General features: G+C 64.0%; 18 protein-coding genes. 7 read left to right on the forward strand and 11 right to left on the reverse strand.

Translation table 11 applies throughout. From position 1 onward, the window contains the following. Positions 1 to 4: 4 nt before the first annotated feature. The 7 genes from H7K34_RS12610 to H7K34_RS12640 form a co-directional block, all read right to left on the reverse strand. Positions 5 to 871 (reverse strand): alpha/beta fold hydrolase, encoded by an 867-nt coding sequence (locus H7K34_RS12610; RefSeq protein WP_264062241.1) that lies wholly within the window; start codon positions 869 to 871, stop codon positions 5 to 7. 15 nt (positions 872 to 886) lie between these two features. Then, positions 887 to 1285, reverse strand: coding sequence for a Rieske (2Fe-2S) protein (locus H7K34_RS12615; RefSeq protein ID WP_108925785.1), 399 nt, complete (start codon positions 1283 to 1285; stop codon positions 887 to 889). A gap of 1 nt (position 1286) precedes the next feature. Beyond that, complete coding sequence (locus H7K34_RS12620) at positions 1287 to 2432, reverse strand: amidohydrolase family protein (RefSeq protein WP_264062243.1); 1146 nt, start codon at positions 2430 to 2432, stop codon at positions 1287 to 1289. A gap of 29 nt (positions 2433 to 2461) precedes the next feature. Next, positions 2462 to 3553: an amidohydrolase family protein gene (locus H7K34_RS12625; RefSeq protein ID WP_264062244.1), complete on the reverse strand. Its 1092-nt coding sequence runs from the start codon at positions 3551 to 3553 to the stop codon at positions 2462 to 2464. Positions 3554 to 3835: 282 nt separating this feature from the next. Next, positions 3836 to 4744, reverse strand: coding sequence for an NAD(P)-dependent oxidoreductase (locus H7K34_RS12630; protein WP_264062245.1), 909 nt, complete (start codon positions 4742 to 4744; stop codon positions 3836 to 3838). Positions 4745 to 4749: 5 nt separating this feature from the next. Next, entirely contained in the window at positions 4750 to 5142 is a 393-nt protein-coding gene (locus tag H7K34_RS12635) for a carboxymuconolactone decarboxylase family protein (protein WP_264062246.1), read from the reverse strand. A gap of 30 nt (positions 5143 to 5172) precedes the next feature. Then, entirely contained in the window at positions 5173 to 6597 is a 1425-nt protein-coding gene (locus H7K34_RS12640) for an aldehyde dehydrogenase family protein (RefSeq protein ID WP_264062247.1), read from the reverse strand. Between the two features lie 60 nt (positions 6598 to 6657). On the opposite strand from H7K34_RS12640, the gene H7K34_RS12645 reads away from it, so the two are divergent. The 7 genes from H7K34_RS12645 to H7K34_RS12675 all read left to right on the forward strand — a co-directional run bounded on the left by H7K34_RS12645 (position 6658) and on the right by H7K34_RS12675 (position 13871). Further along, positions 6658 to 7290 carry a TetR/AcrR family transcriptional regulator gene (locus H7K34_RS12645; protein WP_264062248.1) on the forward strand — a complete coding sequence of 211 codons (633 nt, stop codon included), beginning with the start codon at positions 6658 to 6660 and terminating at the stop codon, positions 7288 to 7290. A gap of 7 nt (positions 7291 to 7297) precedes the next feature. Beyond that, positions 7298 to 8035, forward strand: a complete 738-nt coding sequence (locus H7K34_RS12650) for an alpha/beta fold hydrolase (RefSeq protein ID WP_264062249.1) — start codon at positions 7298 to 7300, stop codon at positions 8033 to 8035. Positions 8036 to 8129: 94 nt separating this feature from the next. Next, on the forward strand, positions 8130 to 9476 hold the full coding sequence (locus tag H7K34_RS12655; RefSeq protein WP_264062250.1) for a hypothetical protein: 1347 nt from the start codon (positions 8130 to 8132) through the stop codon (positions 9474 to 9476). Then, a complete protein-coding gene (locus tag H7K34_RS12660; protein ID WP_264062251.1) occupies positions 9473 to 10858 on the forward strand; it encodes an acyl-CoA reductase in 1386 nt (461 codons plus the stop codon). The genes H7K34_RS12655 and H7K34_RS12660 overlap by 4 nt, the downstream gene beginning before the upstream one ends. A 59-nt stretch (positions 10859 to 10917) precedes the next feature. Further along, positions 10918 to 11574 (forward strand): nitroreductase family protein, encoded by a 657-nt coding sequence (locus tag H7K34_RS12665; RefSeq protein WP_264062252.1) that lies wholly within the window; start codon positions 10918 to 10920, stop codon positions 11572 to 11574. 127 nt (positions 11575 to 11701) lie between these two features. After that, positions 11702 to 12700 carry an acyl-CoA dehydrogenase family protein gene (locus H7K34_RS12670; protein WP_264062253.1) on the forward strand — a complete coding sequence of 333 codons (999 nt, stop codon included), beginning with the start codon at positions 11702 to 11704 and terminating at the stop codon, positions 12698 to 12700. Continuing rightward, positions 12684 to 13871 (forward strand): acyl-CoA dehydrogenase family protein, encoded by a 1188-nt coding sequence (locus H7K34_RS12675; protein WP_264062254.1) that lies wholly within the window; start codon positions 12684 to 12686, stop codon positions 13869 to 13871. The genes H7K34_RS12670 and H7K34_RS12675 overlap by 17 nt, the downstream gene beginning before the upstream one ends. 6 nt (positions 13872 to 13877) lie before the next feature. On the opposite strand, the gene H7K34_RS12680 is transcribed toward H7K34_RS12675, so the two are convergent. The 4 genes from H7K34_RS12680 to H7K34_RS12695 all read right to left on the reverse strand — a co-directional run bounded on the left by H7K34_RS12680 (position 13878) and on the right by H7K34_RS12695 (position 17299). Continuing rightward, a complete protein-coding gene (locus tag H7K34_RS12680) occupies positions 13878 to 14450 on the reverse strand; it encodes a hypothetical protein (protein ID WP_264062256.1) in 573 nt (190 codons plus the stop codon). Then, on the reverse strand, positions 14447 to 15337 hold the full coding sequence (locus tag H7K34_RS12685) for a hypothetical protein (protein ID WP_264062257.1): 891 nt from the start codon (positions 15335 to 15337) through the stop codon (positions 14447 to 14449). The genes H7K34_RS12680 and H7K34_RS12685 overlap by 4 nt, the downstream gene beginning before the upstream one ends. A 55-nt stretch (positions 15338 to 15392) precedes the next feature. Then, positions 15393 to 15836 (reverse strand): hypothetical protein, encoded by a 444-nt coding sequence (locus H7K34_RS12690; protein WP_264062258.1) that lies wholly within the window; start codon positions 15834 to 15836, stop codon positions 15393 to 15395. 98 nt (positions 15837 to 15934) lie between these two features. Continuing rightward, positions 15935 to 17299: a cytochrome P450 gene (locus H7K34_RS12695; protein ID WP_264062259.1), complete on the reverse strand. Its 1365-nt coding sequence runs from the start codon at positions 17297 to 17299 to the stop codon at positions 15935 to 15937. Positions 17300 to 17308: the final 9 nt, after the last annotated feature.

Consider the following 17308-nt stretch of genomic DNA (forward strand, 5'->3'; position numbering starts at 1 on the left):
GCCATTACGAGTCCAGGAACTCAAGAATCGAGGGCGCCGCCTGCACCCAGGTGTCGAACATGTTGAAGTGCTTCACCCGGCCCGCCGCGCGGTCCTCGGATGCACGCTCCCAGGCGTCCTCGGGCCACGGCGGGTCGATCAGTTTTGATCCCTTGATCAGGCAGCTGACTTCCAACGACGTCCGCTTGGGGTGATCCATGTCGTTCTCGCCGCCGCGAATGATCAACGTGGGAACCTTGATCCGATCGAACATTTCGTCCTCGACACCGGGGATCGTCTGCCCCGGCTTGGATACGAAGGCGTTGAGCCAGCGCAGCATGATCTTGAGGAAGTCGGCGGATTCGAAGTCGAGGAACCGTTGCTTGTTTTTCGGGTTCTCCGCGATCCGGTCGCGCCATTCCTGCACTCCGACCACGCCGTCCATTCCGGTGCCTCGCACCGCGAGAATGCTGGGGATGATGTAGAAGGAACCGAGCACAAAGCTGCCGTAAATGCCGCCGACGATGTTCCACACCACGAGCTTGGTGACCATCTCGGGGTAGAGCATCGTGGTCAACATGGAATCCCTTGCGCCGCCAGATCCCCCGGCGAGGATGCAGCGTTCGAACCCGAGCCCCGTCACCAGCTCGTGCAGCGTCTCGGCGCGCATGTGCGATTCGCTCTGCCCGTAGAACTGCACATCGGATGCTCCGCAATTGGGCCGGTCCCATAGCAGCACCCGATAGCCGCCCGCGGCAAGTGCCTCCGCGAGCGGACGTAGGCCTTCGATTTCCTTACTGAACCGTCCGCCCGGCGTCAGGGCAATGAGATCGCCTGCATCCCCGAGGATTTCGTAGACGACATTTCCCCCGTTGATCTCAATTGAAGGCACGCGATTCTCCTGTAGTTAGGCCTGAACCAGAACGTCGTCGCCGACGACACGCACCGGATAGGTGCGGATGCTCCACTCCGGCTTGACCGCTGTGGTGCCGGTCGCCAGCTCGAAACCCCATTGGTGCCAGGGGCAGTAGATGTATTCCAGATCGCGCACCATCACCGCGTCACCCGGCGCCGTCTCGTCGACGATCGTGCGTCCCCGGGCGCGTCCCGAACACAGCGGTCCGCCTTGGTGGGGGCAGTAATTCGCGATCGCGTAGAAGGCGCCGTTGACGTTGTACACACCCACGCCGTGGCGTCCGATCGGCACCAACTTGTGTGTGCCCGGCGGAATCTCATCTACGGTGGCGACAATGTGCTCGCGGCCCTGGGCGAGGCGTGGCTCGGGCCGTTTGGTTTCTTCCGTCAACTCAGAGCACCCGGGTCTGACCCTCGAGCAGCGGGACGGTCTCGGGCAGGTGATAGGTGGCGATGCCGTTTTTGTACATCACCGCGTCGCGGGCGTGCTTGGGCAGGTGCTTGACCAACCAGCGCGGGTCATCGAATGTCCAGTGCGGGTAGTCCGACGAGAACAGCAGGATCTTCTCGCACTCCATCCATTCCAGCGCGCGGGTCAGCTCGGTCTTGTCTTCGGGATAGTCCAGCGGCTGGGTGGTGAACTTGATGTGGTCCTTGACGTAGTCGGACGGCTTGCGCTTGATGTCGACCCAGGACTTGCGTGCCTGGTAGATCGCGTCCATCCGCCACATCAGCGGCAGGATCCAGCTGAACGCGTGCTCGACGAAGACGATCCGCAGCGTGGGGAACCGGTCGAAGACGCCGTCGAAGATCAGGCTCATCACCTGGTTCGCGGCGAGCAGCGAGTAGGTCACCATGAAGTCGTGGTTATAGCTGGGGAATCCGACCGGCGGGATCGGTAGCTCGTCGAACTGGCTGCGCGACAGGTGGCAGCTCACGGTGATGTCGTGCTTGGTGGCGGCCGCCCAGATCGGGTCGTATTTCGGGTGGCCCCAGGACGGCCGCGGCTCGGCCTTGATCAGAATCTGAGCCATGAATGGGTGCCCGGCCCATTTTTCGATCTCGCGCCCGGACTCTTCCGGCTCCTCGATGGCGGCACAAATCGAACCGCGCCAGCGCTCGTGCCAGTTGTTGTGACTGTCCAGCCAGTGATTGGCCTGCCATTCGTTCAAGGCGGCCGACATCGCGTGCTGCGCTTCGGGCAGACGCGCCGGGTAGGCGGCCGGTTCCAGGATCGCGATGTCGGAGCCGGCCTCCATGATCAGCTGGCGAAACGCCATGTCCGGGTCGCTGCAAGGGAATTCGCCATCGGCGGGGAAGGCGTCCACGCGCATCGCATAGGAGTGCGCGTAGTCGGGGGCGTCGTAGTAGATCTGTTCACCGACAGTGCGGGTGAGGAAATACTTACTGCGCCAGGGCTCGGGGATGTACGGGACGAGCTCGCCGCGCTTGGGTGCCGGGTGGACATCCGAATCGACGCATCGGACGGAGATACGCTCGGTAGCGGGAACCCGCTCCTGCGAATGGGTCAACGTCATCTGGGTCTCCTCAGTCTGCCGCGTTACATCTACTGTGCGCCCACCCCGGCAGGGATGTCTATGCCGTAGAGCTGCGCCGCGTTGCGCCAGCACAGCTTTTCGCGCTGTTCGGCGCACAGGGCGCTGGGCAGCTTCAAGACATCACCGCACTGCCAGTGTGGGTAACTCGAGCCGAACATCACCATGTCGTCCTTGCCGGTGAAGCCGAACCATTCGCCGGCGAACTCGGTGTCGCCGGGACCGTCGAGGCTGCCCTGCACGAAATACACGTGACCGGGCAGGTAGTCGCTGGGGATCCGCGGCGCCCAGGGCGTTTGCTCGAGGTGTGGCCGGCCGAACGTGTCCATCCGCCACATGAAGGGCGTGATGAAGTCCGCGGCGCCATCGCCCCAGACGAACTTGAGGCCGTCGAAGCGTTCGAACACTCCCTCGGCGATCAGGTTCATCAGGTGGTACAGGTAATTCAGCGCCATGAAGCTGACGTACTGCTCGTAGGTCCGGGTGTTGCCGTTGGGCGTCGGCGGAAAGGCGATGCCTGAGCCGACTTCGATGTGCGCGGCCACCGGAAGGCCGGCGTCGGCCGCGGCCTCCCACAGGGGCCAGAACTGCGGTTTGCCGTAGACCTCGCGGGATTGCAGCGGGACGCCGATCTGAACCACGCGCGGATGGTTACGCCATTTCTCGATCTCGCGCAGCGCTCCGGTGATGTCGTCGGGATTCACCCGGATGGTGCCGCGGAACCGGTCACCGTACTGAGCAGATTCCAGCCAGTTCGACACCATCATCTCGTTGTGCGCGGCGTGCAGCGCGCTACCCAGGTGCCGGTCCGGCATGATGCCCCGGGCCGCCGGATGCAGCACCGCAATGTCGACTCCGCGCTTCGAAAACAGCTCATTGCCAACGAATTCCGGATCCGAGCCGGGGTACTGGCGATTAGGGCCCTCGGTGTTGGGCGCGTACTCGCCACCCGGTGCGCCATACCAGTCCATCTCGTAGTCGGGGAACCCGCGGCTCTTGAACGGCTCGCGCAGGGTCTGCCGGAGCGCTTTGTTGGATGGGAAGAAGATATGCACGCTCGCGTCGATGAGTGGCGTGCTGGTCCCGTCAGCGTGTTCGATCACGGCAGCCACCCTTCGTTTCCGGTAGCCGAGGTGAGCCAGGCCCGATCATAAGATAGATAATCTAACATTCTTGTCGGCTGTCGATCAATGGATTTCCGGTAAGCGTCTCGGTTAACGATATTCCCTGGTAATCGCTGGTATTGCCATCATCAGAGCAATCGTCGTTCTTCAATCCGGATAATACCATTCTCCACGCTTGTTGGAGGGTGGCTGCCGTAGTGGCGCGATTGCCTCGCCGCGGCCGGGCTCACCGCGTAGGCGTTACAGAGTCGCCGATCAATGTCACGCCGGTTGATTCGGGCCCCGGCCGTCGACGGTGACACCGGCCGCCTTTTCGAACGGCTTGATGACGGTCGTGAAATCCGCGTCGGCGCCTTCGTCGAGTGCGGCGGTCTCCCAGAGCCGGCCGATCGTCTCGGCGACGTCGACCGGCACGCCGAGCGCTTTGGCCTCGTCGAGATAGAGCCGGACATCTTTGACCATCAACCCGGTGGCAAAGCCGTAGTCGAAAGTGCGAGGCAATATCGCGCGCGGAAACTTGTCCCGACTGGCGCTCGTTGCGCCCGAGCCCGCATTGAGAACTTCGACCATCACGGCCGGGTCGAGACCGGCCTTGACGCCCATCACGACGACTTCTGATGTCGCGGCCAAGACGTTGGCCGCGAGGATGTTGTTGGCGAGCTTCATCGTTTGCGCCGACCCGGGCTTCTCGCCGATGTAGAACGGGCGGCCGATCGCCTCGAGTACCGGTCGTATGACGTCGAATTCGTTGCGCGGGCCGGAAACCATGACGGCGAGCGCGCCCTTTTCGGCCCCTCCGACACCGCCGCTGACTGGGCTGTCGAGCGCGGCGATGCCTCGTTGCGACAGCAGGTCATGGATCTGCGCGGCCGTTCGGCTGCCGACGGTTGACAAGTCGACATAGCGCTTGACCCGCGAGCCGCCGATCACGCCCGCGGCCCCGGTGGCGACCTCGAGTGACACCGCCGGCGACGGAAGACTGGCCAGCACCGTTTCCGTGCGATCGGCGACCTCTTTGGCCGACGACGCGGCGTGCCCGCCGAGCGAGACGATGCGCTCGATTGCCGTGCTGCTCATGTCGAAGGCGATGACATTATTTCCTTCGCTGATAAGGTGGGATGCTATGGGAAAGCCCATGTTTACCAACCCGATGAACCCGATTTCGGTCACGGCTACTAGCCCTCGTCCGCGGTCTGGTCCAATTCGGCGAACACCTCACGCGCGATCCGGAAGCTGTCGACAGCGGCCGGGACACCGGCATAAATGGCCACTTGTAGAAAGATCTCGCAGATCTCTTCGCGACTGACGCCGTTGGTCAGCGCCCCCTTGATATGCGTGCGTAATTCATTCGGCCGGTTGAGGATCGGGATCATCGCTAAGTTGAGCATGCTGTGTGTCTTGCGGGGCAACCCTTCTCGGCCCCACACCCCGCCCCAGCAGTACTCGGTAACGAGATCCTGCAGTGGCTTGGTGAAGTCGTCGGCGTCGGCCAGTGCCCGGTTGACGTATGCCTCCCCCAGCACAGCAGAGCGGATCTCTAGTCCCCGCTGGTATATTTCGCGATCCAAGGCTTCTCCTTTGTGTCTGAGGTCTGCGCGTTAGAGGCGCACGACTACGGTCTTGGTGGCGGTGAACATGTCCAGGGCCTCATAGCCCTTCTCCCGGCCGTACCCGGATTTCTTGAAACCTCCAAACGGCAATTCCACTCCGCCGCCGGCGCCGTAGGTATTGACGTAGACCTGACCCGCCCGGATCTCCGCGGCGAGCCGATGTGCGCGGGAAAGGTCGTTCGTCCACACCGCGCCGAGCAGCCCGTAAGGTGTCCCGTTGGCCAAGCTGATCGCCTCGTCCTCGTCGACGAATCTGTTCACGGTCAGCACCGGGCCGAAGATCTCTTCTTGGGCGATGGTCTCCGCGGGATCGACGTCGGTGATCACCGTGGGTGCGAAATAGGCACCGTCGGCCAGTTTCGGGTCCTGCGGTGGTGCACCGCCGCACAGTATTTCGCCCTTGACGTTGCCGGCGACCATCGATGCCACCCGCTGCTGTTGCTTGCGGGATACCAGCGGCCCCAGATCGGGGTCGTCGAGCCCCGGCCCGATCGTCGCCAACTGCAGCCGATGGCAAACCATTTCGACCAATGTGTCGTGAACGGAGTCATGCACCAGCAGCCGCGATCCGGCCGAGCAGGTTTGACCGGCGTTCTGCAGGATCGCCTTCGCGACCGATTCCGCGGCGCGCTCCAACTGCGCGTCGGGGAACACGATCTGCGGCGATTTACCACCCAACTCCAGGGTGGTGGGCGCGACCCGGTCGGCGGCCGCGTGGGCGATCAACGAGCCGATCTGGGTGGATCCGACGAAGCCTACGTGGTCGACATCGGGGTGCGCCGCCAATTGGGCGCCGGCCTCGGCGCCGATGCCGGTCACCACGTTGAATACGCCAGCTGGCAAGCCCCCTTCGATCGCGAGCCGCGCTAATTCAACTGTGGTGCGCGGTGTTTCGTCGGCAGGCTTGGCCACCGAGCAGTTACCCACCGCGATCGCGGGGGCTACGGCCCGGGCCAGTAGCTGCATCGGGTAGTTCCAGGCGACAATATGCCCGGTTACTCCGAACGGCTCCCGTCGGGTGTAAACGTGCAGATCCGTTGTCAGCGGGATGGTTTGGCCATAGTAGGAGTCGATCGCGTGGCCGTAAAAGCGGAAATAGCGCGCGGCGACCGTCGCATCGGCGGCCGCCTGGGTCAGCGGCTTTCCGGTATCTTCGCTTTCGATTCGAGCTAACCGGTCGCGGTGTTCTTCGATCAGATCGGCGATCCGCGTCAACAGCGTGGCTCGCTGCTCCGGCGATGTGGCCCGCCATCGTTTGGATGCCGCCGCGGCGGCCCGGACGGCGCGATCGACCTCGTCACCACCGCCGCGTGCCACCGCCCCGAGCGATCGGCCGGTGGCCGGGTCGATGTTGTCGTACACGTCAGCCGAGGCCACCGATGCGCCGTCGATGAAGGACTGTGTGATGGTCACGGTGACCCCTTGACTTGATTCGTCGTGCCAACGGTTATCTACACGTTAATGTATATTTCCATGGTCACGACGACCCGGCGTGGGCGGCCGACTCAGGCCGAATCCAAAAAGCTGCAACAAAAGTTGCGCACTGCGGCCGTCGCGACGTTCGTCAAGCACGGCTACGACGGCACCAGCATGGACGCGATCGCCAAAGCGGCCGGCATCACGCGGCGCACGCTCTATGCGCGCTATCCCGACAAACGTGCGGTTTTCCTTGATGTGATTCCCTGGGCGCTCACTCGCAGGACCGAACGCGAAGCCGCACCAGAAATCGATGGCGGCGACCTGCGTGCCGCCCTGGTCACCGTCGGTCGGGCCGGTCTTGCGCGGGCGATCGATCCTGACATCGTGCGTTTGAAACGGATCGCGATGAACGAGTCGGCACGGTTTCCCGAATTCGCGGTCAGCGCGCACTCGATGACTTGGTCGCCGCGCCACCGACAGGTGATGGATTTGCTTCGCCACCACCAGGACGCCGGAGTCATCGAGGTGGACGATCTCGAGTTGGCCGCGGGCCATTTCATCGCCGCGGTCGAACACTTGCCCGCGCGGTTGGCGGACAGCGGTATTTACCGCAGTCCGGAGGAGGAGGAGCGCCACTTGCAACACGCCGTGGACCTTTTCCTGCGCGGCATCGCGCGGCGCGATTGAGCTTGTGATGGCGCGGCCTGGGTTGGTACTGGTGCACGGCGGAGCGCATGCCGCCGATTGCTGGGATCTTACGATTGCCGAATTATCCCGGCAGGAGCCAGAATTGCCGGTCCTCGCGGTCGATTTGCCCGGCCGTGGCAGCAGGCCGGCGGATCTGACGACCGTCACCGTCACCGACTGGGTGAACTCCGCGGTCGCCGATATCGACGACGCCGGCCTCCGCGATGTTGTGATCGTGGGGCATTCGATGGGCGGACTGACCGTACCGGGCATCGTGGCGAAGCTAGGGGCCGCGCGAGTACGCGAGATGATCCTGTTGGCGGCGTTCGTGCCGCCGCAGGGGTCATCGGTGGTCCAGACGCTGCGTGGACCCCTGGTCCCGTTGGCGCGATCGGCGGGCCGGATTCGTAGGTCGTTTCCAATGCCAAGGGCCATAGCACGTTTCGCCTTCTGCAATGGCATGACCCGCGAGCAACGCGCGCTGACGATGTCGCGACTGTGCCTGGAATCGCCGAACGTTATTTTCGAACCGGCCGACCGCAGCGACTTGCCCGGCGAGGTGCCGCGGACGTGGATCATGACGCTGGCCGATCGAGCACTGTCGCCGCGCCAACAGCTCGGCGCGATCGGATCCCTCGGCGGCGTCGACACGATGATCTGTGTCGATGCCTGCCATGACGTGATGTTCTCTCGCCCAGGATGGCTGGCCACCACCTTGGCCGACCGCTGCCGGTCGCACAGCTAAGTCACGTTCGGCATGGCCAGCGTCTCGACCGCCCGGCGGCATTAATATACAGTTACGTGTACTTAATGACGCTGAGGTCAGAGAGGAGTCACTGATGACATCTGCGACCCAACGGCTGGTCGGGCTGATTGCGGCGAAGGACTGTTTCGATATCGCGCCCGCCGACCTGCTGCCGGTGCAACTGAAAGCTGCCGACGAGCGGCTGCAGCAGCAGGCCGAGTGCATTCCGCTGTTAGCCAACCGCGCCGAATCGGGTGGTGTCCGGGAGATCAAGCGGCCCAACGATCTGGTGCCACTGCTTTTCGCGCACACCACTCACAAGACCTACGCGCAAGCTTGGCTCAACGAGGGGCAGTGGGACCGGATGGGCAAGTGGCTGGCCACCGTATCCACCCGCGCGGGGGACGGTCTGGACACTGCCGGCGTGCAGACTCTCGACGACTGGATCAAGCAGCTGGAGACGGTCGGCCACTATTTGTCCTGTTCCAGCGGCACCACCGGCAAGCCGGCCATGCTGTCCTGTACCGAGGGCGACATCGAACTGTCGGCACGCATCAACATTGAGGCGCTGCTGTGGGCGACGGGCCTGACGCGCGGCGAGGATCGCAAATTCCTTGGTCTGGGGCCACAATTCGCCGCTCCGCGCGAGGACGCGATCCGCCAAGCCATGGTCGACTGCTTCTCGTCGCGATACCCGCCCTACCAGTTCGGCGACGGTGAACCGATCACGGTCGGGTCCATGGTGGACATCATCACGCTGCGGCGCAAGCTCGCCGACGGCACCGCGCGCCCCAGCGAGGTCGCGGAATTCGAACGCATCGCCACCCAGCGCGCCGCGGACATGGACACCTCGGCCCGCAAGGCGATCGACGCCGTGATCGAGGCTCGCGACCTGCCCCTGCTGGGCGCCGGAATGTTCGCCACTCTCTACCAGATCGCCGAAGGAATTCGCGCGAAGGGTCACCGCGGCGACGACTTCAACCCCGACAACGTGATGATGGTCGCCGGTGGACTCAAAGGCTCTGCGCTACCGGACGATTACCGCGAGTACGTGCTGGAGACGTTCAACGTCGCCGAAGAGCGGCTTTTCCACGCGTACAGCATGCGCGAGCTCAACACGGTGTTCCCGTTGTGTCGTGCCGAGCGATATCACGTCTCGCCCTGGGTGATGCTGTTGCCACTGGATACCGCGGGTGAGAACTTGGTGGATCCCGGTGATGGCGAGATCGAAGCTCGGGCCGCCTTTTTCGATGCGTCGATCGAAGGCCGCTGGGGTGGGGTGATCAGCGGGGACCGGGTCAGTGTCAGTTACGCGAAATGTCCATGCGGGCACCAGGGGCCGACCGTGGGTCGTGACATCACGCGGTACGCAGACCTGCCGGGTGGCGACAAGATCACCTGCGCCGGCAGCATCGATGCCTATGTGCGGGGTGTCGCATGACCGCCTTGCCGGCGCCTCATTTCGTGCAGGGCGTGTTGGTCGAAGGGGACGCCGTACGTTATCGGTCACGCGATCTCGGTGCTGACTTCGTCACTCCGTCAATCGATCTCGATGCACTCGTGCTGCCGCGCTCGCAGCTGCCGCCGCTGCTCGAGGTGAAGCTGGCCGAGATCATCGACTTCCTGGTCGAGACCGGCGAACGCCTACAGCTGGATCGCAACCCGCACCTGCAGGAATGCCTGGAGTTGATCGCGGCCACCAATCCCTTGCCCCGGCGCGTGATGGAGAACCTGTACCGCCAGGCCCCGTACTTCTTGAACAGGCAGCTGCTGGAGAGCATCGTCGATTCGAACTTCGCCAACCGCGAAGCGCTCGACGGCTGGGTCGAGCGGGTGGACGGAAACGGCAACAAGGGGGCGGTTCGGGCCTTCCCGCCGCGCATGGTGCACATGCTGGCGGGCAATGCCCCGTCGGGATGTGTGTCATCGATCGCGCAGGGGGCATTGGTCAAGGCGGTCAATCTGTTCAAGATGCCCTCGAGTGACCCGTTCACCACGGTAGCGGTGCTGCGCACCATGGCCGAGATCGACTCGAAACATCCAGTGGTGCAGTCAATGTCGGCGGTGTACTGGCCAGGTGGGGACACGGTGATCGAGCGCACCTTGTATCGCCCGCAGTACTTCGACAAGATCGTCGCCTGGGGTGGCGGCGATGCGATCAACAACGTGATCCAGTATCTCGGGCCCGGCATTCAGCTGATCTCGTTCGACCCGAAATCATCGATCTCGATGATCGGCCGTGAAGTTTTCGAGTCGCGGCAGATCATCGCCGACGTCGCTGATCGGTTGGCCGCCGACACCACCGTGTTCAACCAGGAGGCCTGCCTGGCCAGCCGCTACGCCTTCGTGGAAGGTCAACGGCCCCAAGTCGAATCGCTCTGCGTCGCACTCGCGGAGCGGCTGAATGTGGATCGCGATTTCGCCTCGGCCGTCGGCCCGGCGCTGCCGGCGGAGGTGCGCGAAGAGATCCAGGTGGCCGAAGCGATGGGCGATCTCAAAGTGTGGGGCGGCTTCGACGGCCGCGGCTTGGTGATCCTGTCGGACCGGCCGGTCGAGTTTGCGCCCAGCCACAAGACCTCCAACGTCGTGTTGGTGGAATCGCTCGACGACGCCGTCTGCCACGTCAACGTCGCGACTCAAACCATCGGGGTCTATCCGGACAAGCGCAAGGCACAATTACGCGACCGCTTGGCCAGCCAAGGGGCGCAACGATTGTGCCGCTTGGGAACCGCGAACGCACATGTGCTGGGAAGCTCACACGACGCGATGTATCCGCTGCAGCGATTCGTCCACTGGATGGGTGACGACGACATCACCCAGTGATGGGCGCTACCCTGCGCGCGCTAGGTTGCATCTGATGGCCCCACCGAAAGGGAGTGACCATGACGGGAGCGAGCACCGACGTCTGGGAAGTGATGTCGACGGCCCGGACGATCCGGCGCTTCACCGACGCACCGGTCGACGACTTCACGCTGGCGCAGTGTCTGGAAGCCGCTAGGTGGGCTCCGTCGGGCGCCAACGCGCAAGGCTGGCGCTTCGTCGTGTTGCGCTCGCCGGAACAGCGGGCGGTCGTGGCCAAGGCCGCTGCTCACGCCCTGGAAGTGATCGAGCCGGTCTACGGAATGGCGCGGCCCGCGGCTCACGACAACACCCGGCGTGCCCGTACTTACCGGGCAACCTACGAATTGCACGACCGGGCTGGGGAATTCACCTCGGTCCTGTTCGCGCAGCAGCACTATCCGACGGCATCCGAACTGCTGCTCGGCGGTTCGATATTTCCGGCCATGCAGAACTTCCTGCTGGCCGCTCGTGCCCAGGGCCTCGGGGCTTGCATGACCAGCTGGGCCTCCTATGGTGGCGAGCAGCTGCTGCGGGAAGCCATCGGGGTGCCCGAGGGCTGGTTGATTGCGGGCCACATCGTCATCGGGTGGCCGGAGGGTAAGCACGGTCCGCTTCGTCGCCGCCCGCTTGCCGAGTTCGTCAATCTGGACCACTGGGACGAGTCCGCCAGCGGTCTTTTTGCAGCTCCCGCGGGCTGAGTGGCGAACAAGGCCGGCACGTCACCGTCAACCCGTATCGATACGTCATACGCCGAATTCGAGATTATCACTTCCGGAAGGGAGAATGGTATTCTCGCGAGGGCGGTGACGACAGGAGGCGGCCCCGATGCTGTTGGAGTTCGATGCTGATCAGCGACTGTGGCAGGACACGGTGCGGGACGCCGTCGCAAAGCAGTGCCCGCCCTCGCTGGTGCGAAGCGTGGCCGAGGATGGCGTAGACCCGAGCCCGCTGTGGAAATCGTATGTCGATCAGGGCTGGACCGAGCTGAACGATTCGGACAGCGCTGTGGAGCTGGCCATCGTGCTCGAAGAGCTCGGCCGCGCAACCGATCCCACGCCGTTCCTGGCGACGCTGAGCCAATTCGCACCGCTTGCGGGCGACCGGTTCGATCCACACCAGTCGGGTACCGCGGTGTACAGCGGGGTCGCTGCGCACCGCGACGCGCAGGGCTGGGTGCTGGATGGAACGGCGCGCCACGTTTTGGACGGTGATCGCGCGGACCGGCTCGCCGTGGTGACCGACGCCGGGGTGTTCCTCGTCGCGTCCAGTCAGGTGTCGGCCCGGCGCGCGTCGGTGTTCGACCCGGTATTGCATGTCGCCGACTTGTCGTTCGTCGAAGTCCGGGTGCCCGACAGCGAGCGGCTGACCGTCGACGCGGAGCGCGCACATCATTTTGCGCTGACCGGAATGGCCATCACGATGGTCGGTGCCTGCCAACGCATCCTCGACCTGGTGCTCGAACACGTCCGCAGCCGCCAGCAATTCGGTGTGCCGATCGGTTCCTTCCAGGCCGTGCAGCACAAGGCCGCCGACATGCACGTCGCGGTGGAACGCGCTCGCGCACTGGCCTACTTCGCCGCGTTGACGATCGCCACCGACGATCCCCGTCGCCGGCTGGCGGCCGCGATGGCCAAAGCGTCGGCAGGAGAGTGCCAGTCGCTGGTATTCCGGCACGGCCTACAGCTGCACGGCGCGATGGGCTTCACGTGGGAGAACGACCTGCAGTTCGCGCTGAAACGGGCCAAAGCGGGCGAACTGTTGCTTGGCGGCGCCGCCGAGCACCGGGCGCGGATCGCGGAGGAATACCGTGCAGCTGACTTTTGATTCCGACGCCGAGGAGTTCCGGGCCGAGTTCTCGGCGTTTCTCGACGAGAATCTGCCTCCCGCAAGCGAAACGCTCGAGCGTCCGCGGTCGGTCTCGCACATGCCGCAGTGGGCGCGCGACTGGCAGCGGCTGCTGTTCGACAACGGCTGGCTGCTGCCCAGCCAGCCACCGGAATTCGGTGGACGCAATGCGACGGTCATTCAGCAGTTCGTGTACTTGGAGGAGCTCAGCCGCCGCCGGATCTACCACAGCTTCAACCCGCAGGGTGTGAATATCGTTGGCGCCTCGCTGTTGTCGTTCGGCACCGACGAGCAGAAGCGGCGCTGGGCGGTGCCGATCCTGCGGGCCGAGATCACCGCGTCACTCGGGATGAGCGAACCCAGCGCCGGTTCCGATCTCGCGTCATTGCGCACTCGCGCGGTGCGCACGTCTGATTCAGAAGGCGACTGCTTCGTGGTCAACGGGCAGAAGGTGTGGACCTCGGGCGCCCACGATGCCGACGTCTTGTTGACGTTCGTCCGGACGAATCCAGATGCGCCGAAGCACAAGGGGATCAGCGTCCTGATCGTCCCTACCGACACCCCGGGTCTGGTGCGCCGGCCTTTCCCCTCGATCTGTGGCGTCGACGATCTGGACTTCAACGAGGTGTTCTTCACCGATGTGCGGGTGCCGGCGGAGAATCTGGTCGGCGAGATCGACCAGGGCTGGCGGGTGGCCAACGGATCGTTGGGGCATGAACGCACGATGATGTGGTTGGGTTTCGCCGATCGACTCGACAACATGATCGACGACTTCCACCCCAGCAGCGAGGTCGAGCGCGACCAGTACGCGTCCACGATCATGGACAAGCAGGCGCTGCGCCTGCTGGGTTCGGTGGCTTTGGCCCGCGCGTCGCGCGGCGAAGACGACGTGGCCGCGATCTCGGTGCTCAAGCTGCTCGGGTCCGAGGCCGAGTTGCGTGGCATGGATCTTGCGCTGACGTCCGCGGGATCTGACGGGCTCGTGCACCCCGGTCTGACCGGGCCGTACGCGCACATGAACCTCGACCACTACTTCGCCAGCTGGTTCGAGCGTTATGCCCGAAGCTTTTCCGGCACCATCGCCGGCGGAACGTCGGAAATCCAGCGCAACATCATCGCCCAGCGCGTACTCGGTTTGCCGCGCGGCTGAGGTCTGCTAGACCGGGTCGAATTTGGTGATCAGCCAGGTCCCGTTGACACGGGCCAAACTCACCAGCACGCTACTGGAAGTCATTGAGGGGTCGGGATTGTCCTTACTCGTGGTGCTCTGGTCGACCAACACCAGCACGACGGCCGAGTCCGGGTGTAGGTCCTGAACCGCGGCCCCCAACACCCGAGCATTGGTTTTCAGTGCCTTCTGTTTGGCTGCCGGAGCAACGATCTGTTCGGTGAACTGGTTGTAGTAGGACAAGAAGTCCCCGGACAGGTGAGACTTGGCGGCGGCGAAGTCCTTGTCCAGTGAGTCGGGCGAGTAGGACAGCAACGCGACCGTTCCGTCGGACGCCGAATTGACCACCGCGTTCGCGACGCTGGCGTCGGTTTGCTGATCAGGCCGGTACTGCTTGAAGTACAGCCACGCTGCCGCGCCAGCGGACGCCAGCAGGAGCAAAATCAGAACAACGGGAACGACTTTCACCTTGCGACGCGCGCGCGACTCGCTGGGCCCACTGACTTCCGTCTCTTCGGAAGATACATCTTCGGCGTCGGTGCTGCGGTCGTCCTCGGTCATGGAACGAACTCCAGCTTCGACATCTTGTATTGCCCACCCTCTTCGGTGACGGTCACCTTGAGCCGCCAGTTGCGCGGTTCGTCTTTGGCGCCCGCCGCGTTGGTGATTCGCGATGTCGCCGCGACGAGGACCAACGCGGAATTTCCGTCGATGGATTGCACGGCTGCCGCATTCACGGCCCCCTGGGTCACCACCTTGGACTGTTCAACGACGGTCGTGAAATCCTTTGCGCGCTGCTGCAGATCATCTCTGAATTGGCCGGTGGAGCTGTCGAGTACTCGCTGAACGTCTTCCTTGCTCCTGTTGAAGTCCAGGGAAAACATGTTGATGACGCCTTGTCTGGCCCCCGCGATGAAGTTCGCGGTCCGCTCGCTGCGCTCGTTGGATTCGTGACGCTGCCACACCATGTATCCGCTGGCTCCAACGAAGGCGCAGATGAGGACGATCACGGCCGCTTTCCATGCCACGGACAACGATGGCAACCACACGCGTCGCCGGGAGCGGGCGGGTTCTGCTTCTGCATCTTCGAGCGCTTCATCGGAGACTTCCGCGTCGGCCTCGGTTGCGTCGTCGTCGGTCTCCGCTACGCCCTCGTCGGTTGTGTCCTCGTCGGTTTCGGTGACGTCGTCGGTCTTCGCCTCGGCGGTGCCGGTTTCGTCCTCTTCGGCTACCGCGGCCTCTTCGGTGGTTTCGGTGGCCTCGGCCTCGGTCTCCGCCTCATCCTGAGCCAGCGCTTCGCGCCGAAGTCGGGCTGCGCGGGCGCGGGCGCGGGCAGCGGCCGCTAGTGCTTCGGCCTCGGCGGCTTCGGCCTCGGCTTCGGCGATCAACGCCATGGTGTCGGCTTTCGATGCGGCCGAATCCTGCGGTGGTTCCTTGGCCTCAGCCATCCTGCTTACTTCCCGTCGCCCTCGCCGGCGACTGACTCCAGTACTTCTCACGCGGCTACCATCGCACGAGCGAGAACGGGTAGGTGTTGGTGCCTCCCGGTCCGCCGCCGCAGCCCGTGTCGAATGTGGAGTCGACCTGACCCGCCAGCGTCACCGCGTCCCACGAATAAACATCGTGCGAGGGAAAGAATTGGACCACGCAGCGCACACCGTCGGGCACGTCAACGGCCACCGTGTAGCGGCCGTTGGCCAGGTGAGCGTCCCCCCTCCAAGGCGCCGCTTGCCCGTTGGGCTGCGGAGTCGCGTACACATTCACGCATCCGGACGCTGTGGGAGTGCACGGGTTGATCGACCAGATCCAGCTATGGCCGGGATCCCGGTTGGTGTCCACCCTGTAATTGCTAAACAGCATGTCCGCATGGGCGGTCGGAGTGACAGTCAGCGCAGCCGTGGCAAGCGCAACGCTTGCTGCGAAAGTCTTCACCGATTCGTCTCCCATCTCTGCACCAGCTTGGCCTGAATATAGAGCGCGACCGTGCAGAAACAAGCGCTACTCGGAAAAATCGGAGCAGTCAACGGCCGGTTCGTCCAGCCCTCCTAGTCGATAACGGCGATTTCCGTACGCTCGGTGACGGGCAGAGCCAGCTGCTGCTCGTCGCAGATGCGTTGCAATTTCTCGAGCGTCTCGTCGAGTCCCGCCCCGACCTTGGTGCCGGGGGTGAAGGTCGCCGGAAGTTTGCGCATGCCCTGGATCACGCCGATGGTCTCGTAGTGGACGGTGCCTTCGGGGTCGCAGCGGTAGTCGGGCACCCGGTCCAGCACCGCCGTCACCATCGACTTGAACACCGTACGCGCCACATTTGACCCCTTGCACCGATGCAACCCGAGGCCGAAGCTGAAGTGCCGGTTGCCTTTACGATCAAGGACGATGTCGTCCGGGTCGGCGAACAGTGCTGGGTCGCGGTTGGCCATCGCCCACGAAATCCACAGCCGTTCACCCTCTTTGAACTGATTGCCGTCGAGTTCGACGTCTTCGGCAAAGGTCCTGCCGTCGCCGGCGGCCGGGGTGAAATAGCGCAGGAACTCTTCCGTTGCGGGGTCGAGCAGGGTGTCGCGATTCTGCGACAGCCGGTCGCGCTCGTCGGGATGTTCGGAAAGCCATTCCAGTGTGTGGGCCGTCAGCGCCGTAGTGGTGTCGAAGCCCCCGCCGATAACCAGGCCGAGGTTGCCGAGAATTTCCAGATCCGGGGCGGGTTCGCCGTCAATTCGCATCTGCAGCAATCCATTCACGATGCCGGGCCGCGGGTTCTCGCGAATCTCGAGCATGGTGTTGACCATGTCCAGGCCCATCTCCCGGTGCATCGCGGTGACCTTCTCGATGTCGGGGGAGTGCTCCGGGGTGTAGACGGCCGCGTGAACCGGCTCGCTGTAGAGGTTCCACTCCTTCAGCGGAATGCCCAGCATCGCCAGTGTCAGAACGGCGGGCACGATGTTGGCCAGGTCATCGACGAAGTCGATGCTGCCGCCTTCGATCTTCTCGTCGAGGCAGGCGCGGGTGATGTCGTGGATAAATGGTTCCCAGCGCTTGACCGCCGCCGGCGACAGGTAGGGGTTCAACACGTTGCGGTAGGTGCGGTGGTCGGGCTCGTCCATCTCGAGGATGCCGCCGCGCACGGCGCTGACGCGGCTGGCGGTCGGGATCGAAATCCCTTTGTAGCCGCTACGTTCGTTGTGGATGTCGTGGTCGTTGGAGACCACGGGGCAGCGGGCTAGCTCGAAAACCTCGTGGCTACCTGCCGCGACCCAGTGTCCACCGTAGGTCTCGGACCACGCCATCGGGCACTTGGCGTGCATCTCCTCGGTGATCTGCTTGAACTGCGACCGGTACTCCGGCGCGTTTCGGTCGAAGTGGTACGTCGGCTTTTGACCGTTGCTATCGCTCGCGACGTCGTCGACACTCAACGTGCTGTC

This window comes from Mycobacterium montefiorense (genome assembly GCF_025823255.1).
Lineage (GTDB): Bacteria > Actinomycetota > Actinomycetes > Mycobacteriales > Mycobacteriaceae > Mycobacterium > Mycobacterium montefiorense.

Coding starts and splice junctions, on each gene's coding strand:
- H7K34_RS12620 (WP_264062243.1), bottom strand. CDS start 2,432: ATGACGTTGACCCATTCGCAGGAGCGGGTTCCCGCTACCGAGCGTATC.
- H7K34_RS12645 (WP_264062248.1), top strand. CDS start 6,658: ATGGTCACGACGACCCGGCGTGGGCGGCCGACTCAGGCCGAATCCAAA.
- H7K34_RS12650 (WP_264062249.1), top strand. CDS start 7,298: ATGGCGCGGCCTGGGTTGGTACTGGTGCACGGCGGAGCGCATGCCGCC.
- H7K34_RS12655 (WP_264062250.1), top strand. CDS start 8,130: ATGACATCTGCGACCCAACGGCTGGTCGGGCTGATTGCGGCGAAGGAC.
- H7K34_RS12660 (WP_264062251.1), top strand. CDS start 9,473: ATGACCGCCTTGCCGGCGCCTCATTTCGTGCAGGGCGTGTTGGTCGAA.
- H7K34_RS12665 (WP_264062252.1), top strand. CDS start 10,918: ATGACGGGAGCGAGCACCGACGTCTGGGAAGTGATGTCGACGGCCCGG.
- H7K34_RS12670 (WP_264062253.1), top strand. CDS start 11,702: ATGCTGTTGGAGTTCGATGCTGATCAGCGACTGTGGCAGGACACGGTG.
- H7K34_RS12680 (WP_264062256.1), bottom strand. CDS start 14,450: ATGACCGAGGACGACCGCAGCACCGACGCCGAAGATGTATCTTCCGAA.
- H7K34_RS12685 (WP_264062257.1), bottom strand. CDS start 15,337: ATGGCTGAGGCCAAGGAACCACCGCAGGATTCGGCCGCATCGAAAGCC.
- H7K34_RS12690 (WP_264062258.1), bottom strand. CDS start 15,836: ATGGGAGACGAATCGGTGAAGACTTTCGCAGCAAGCGTTGCGCTTGCC.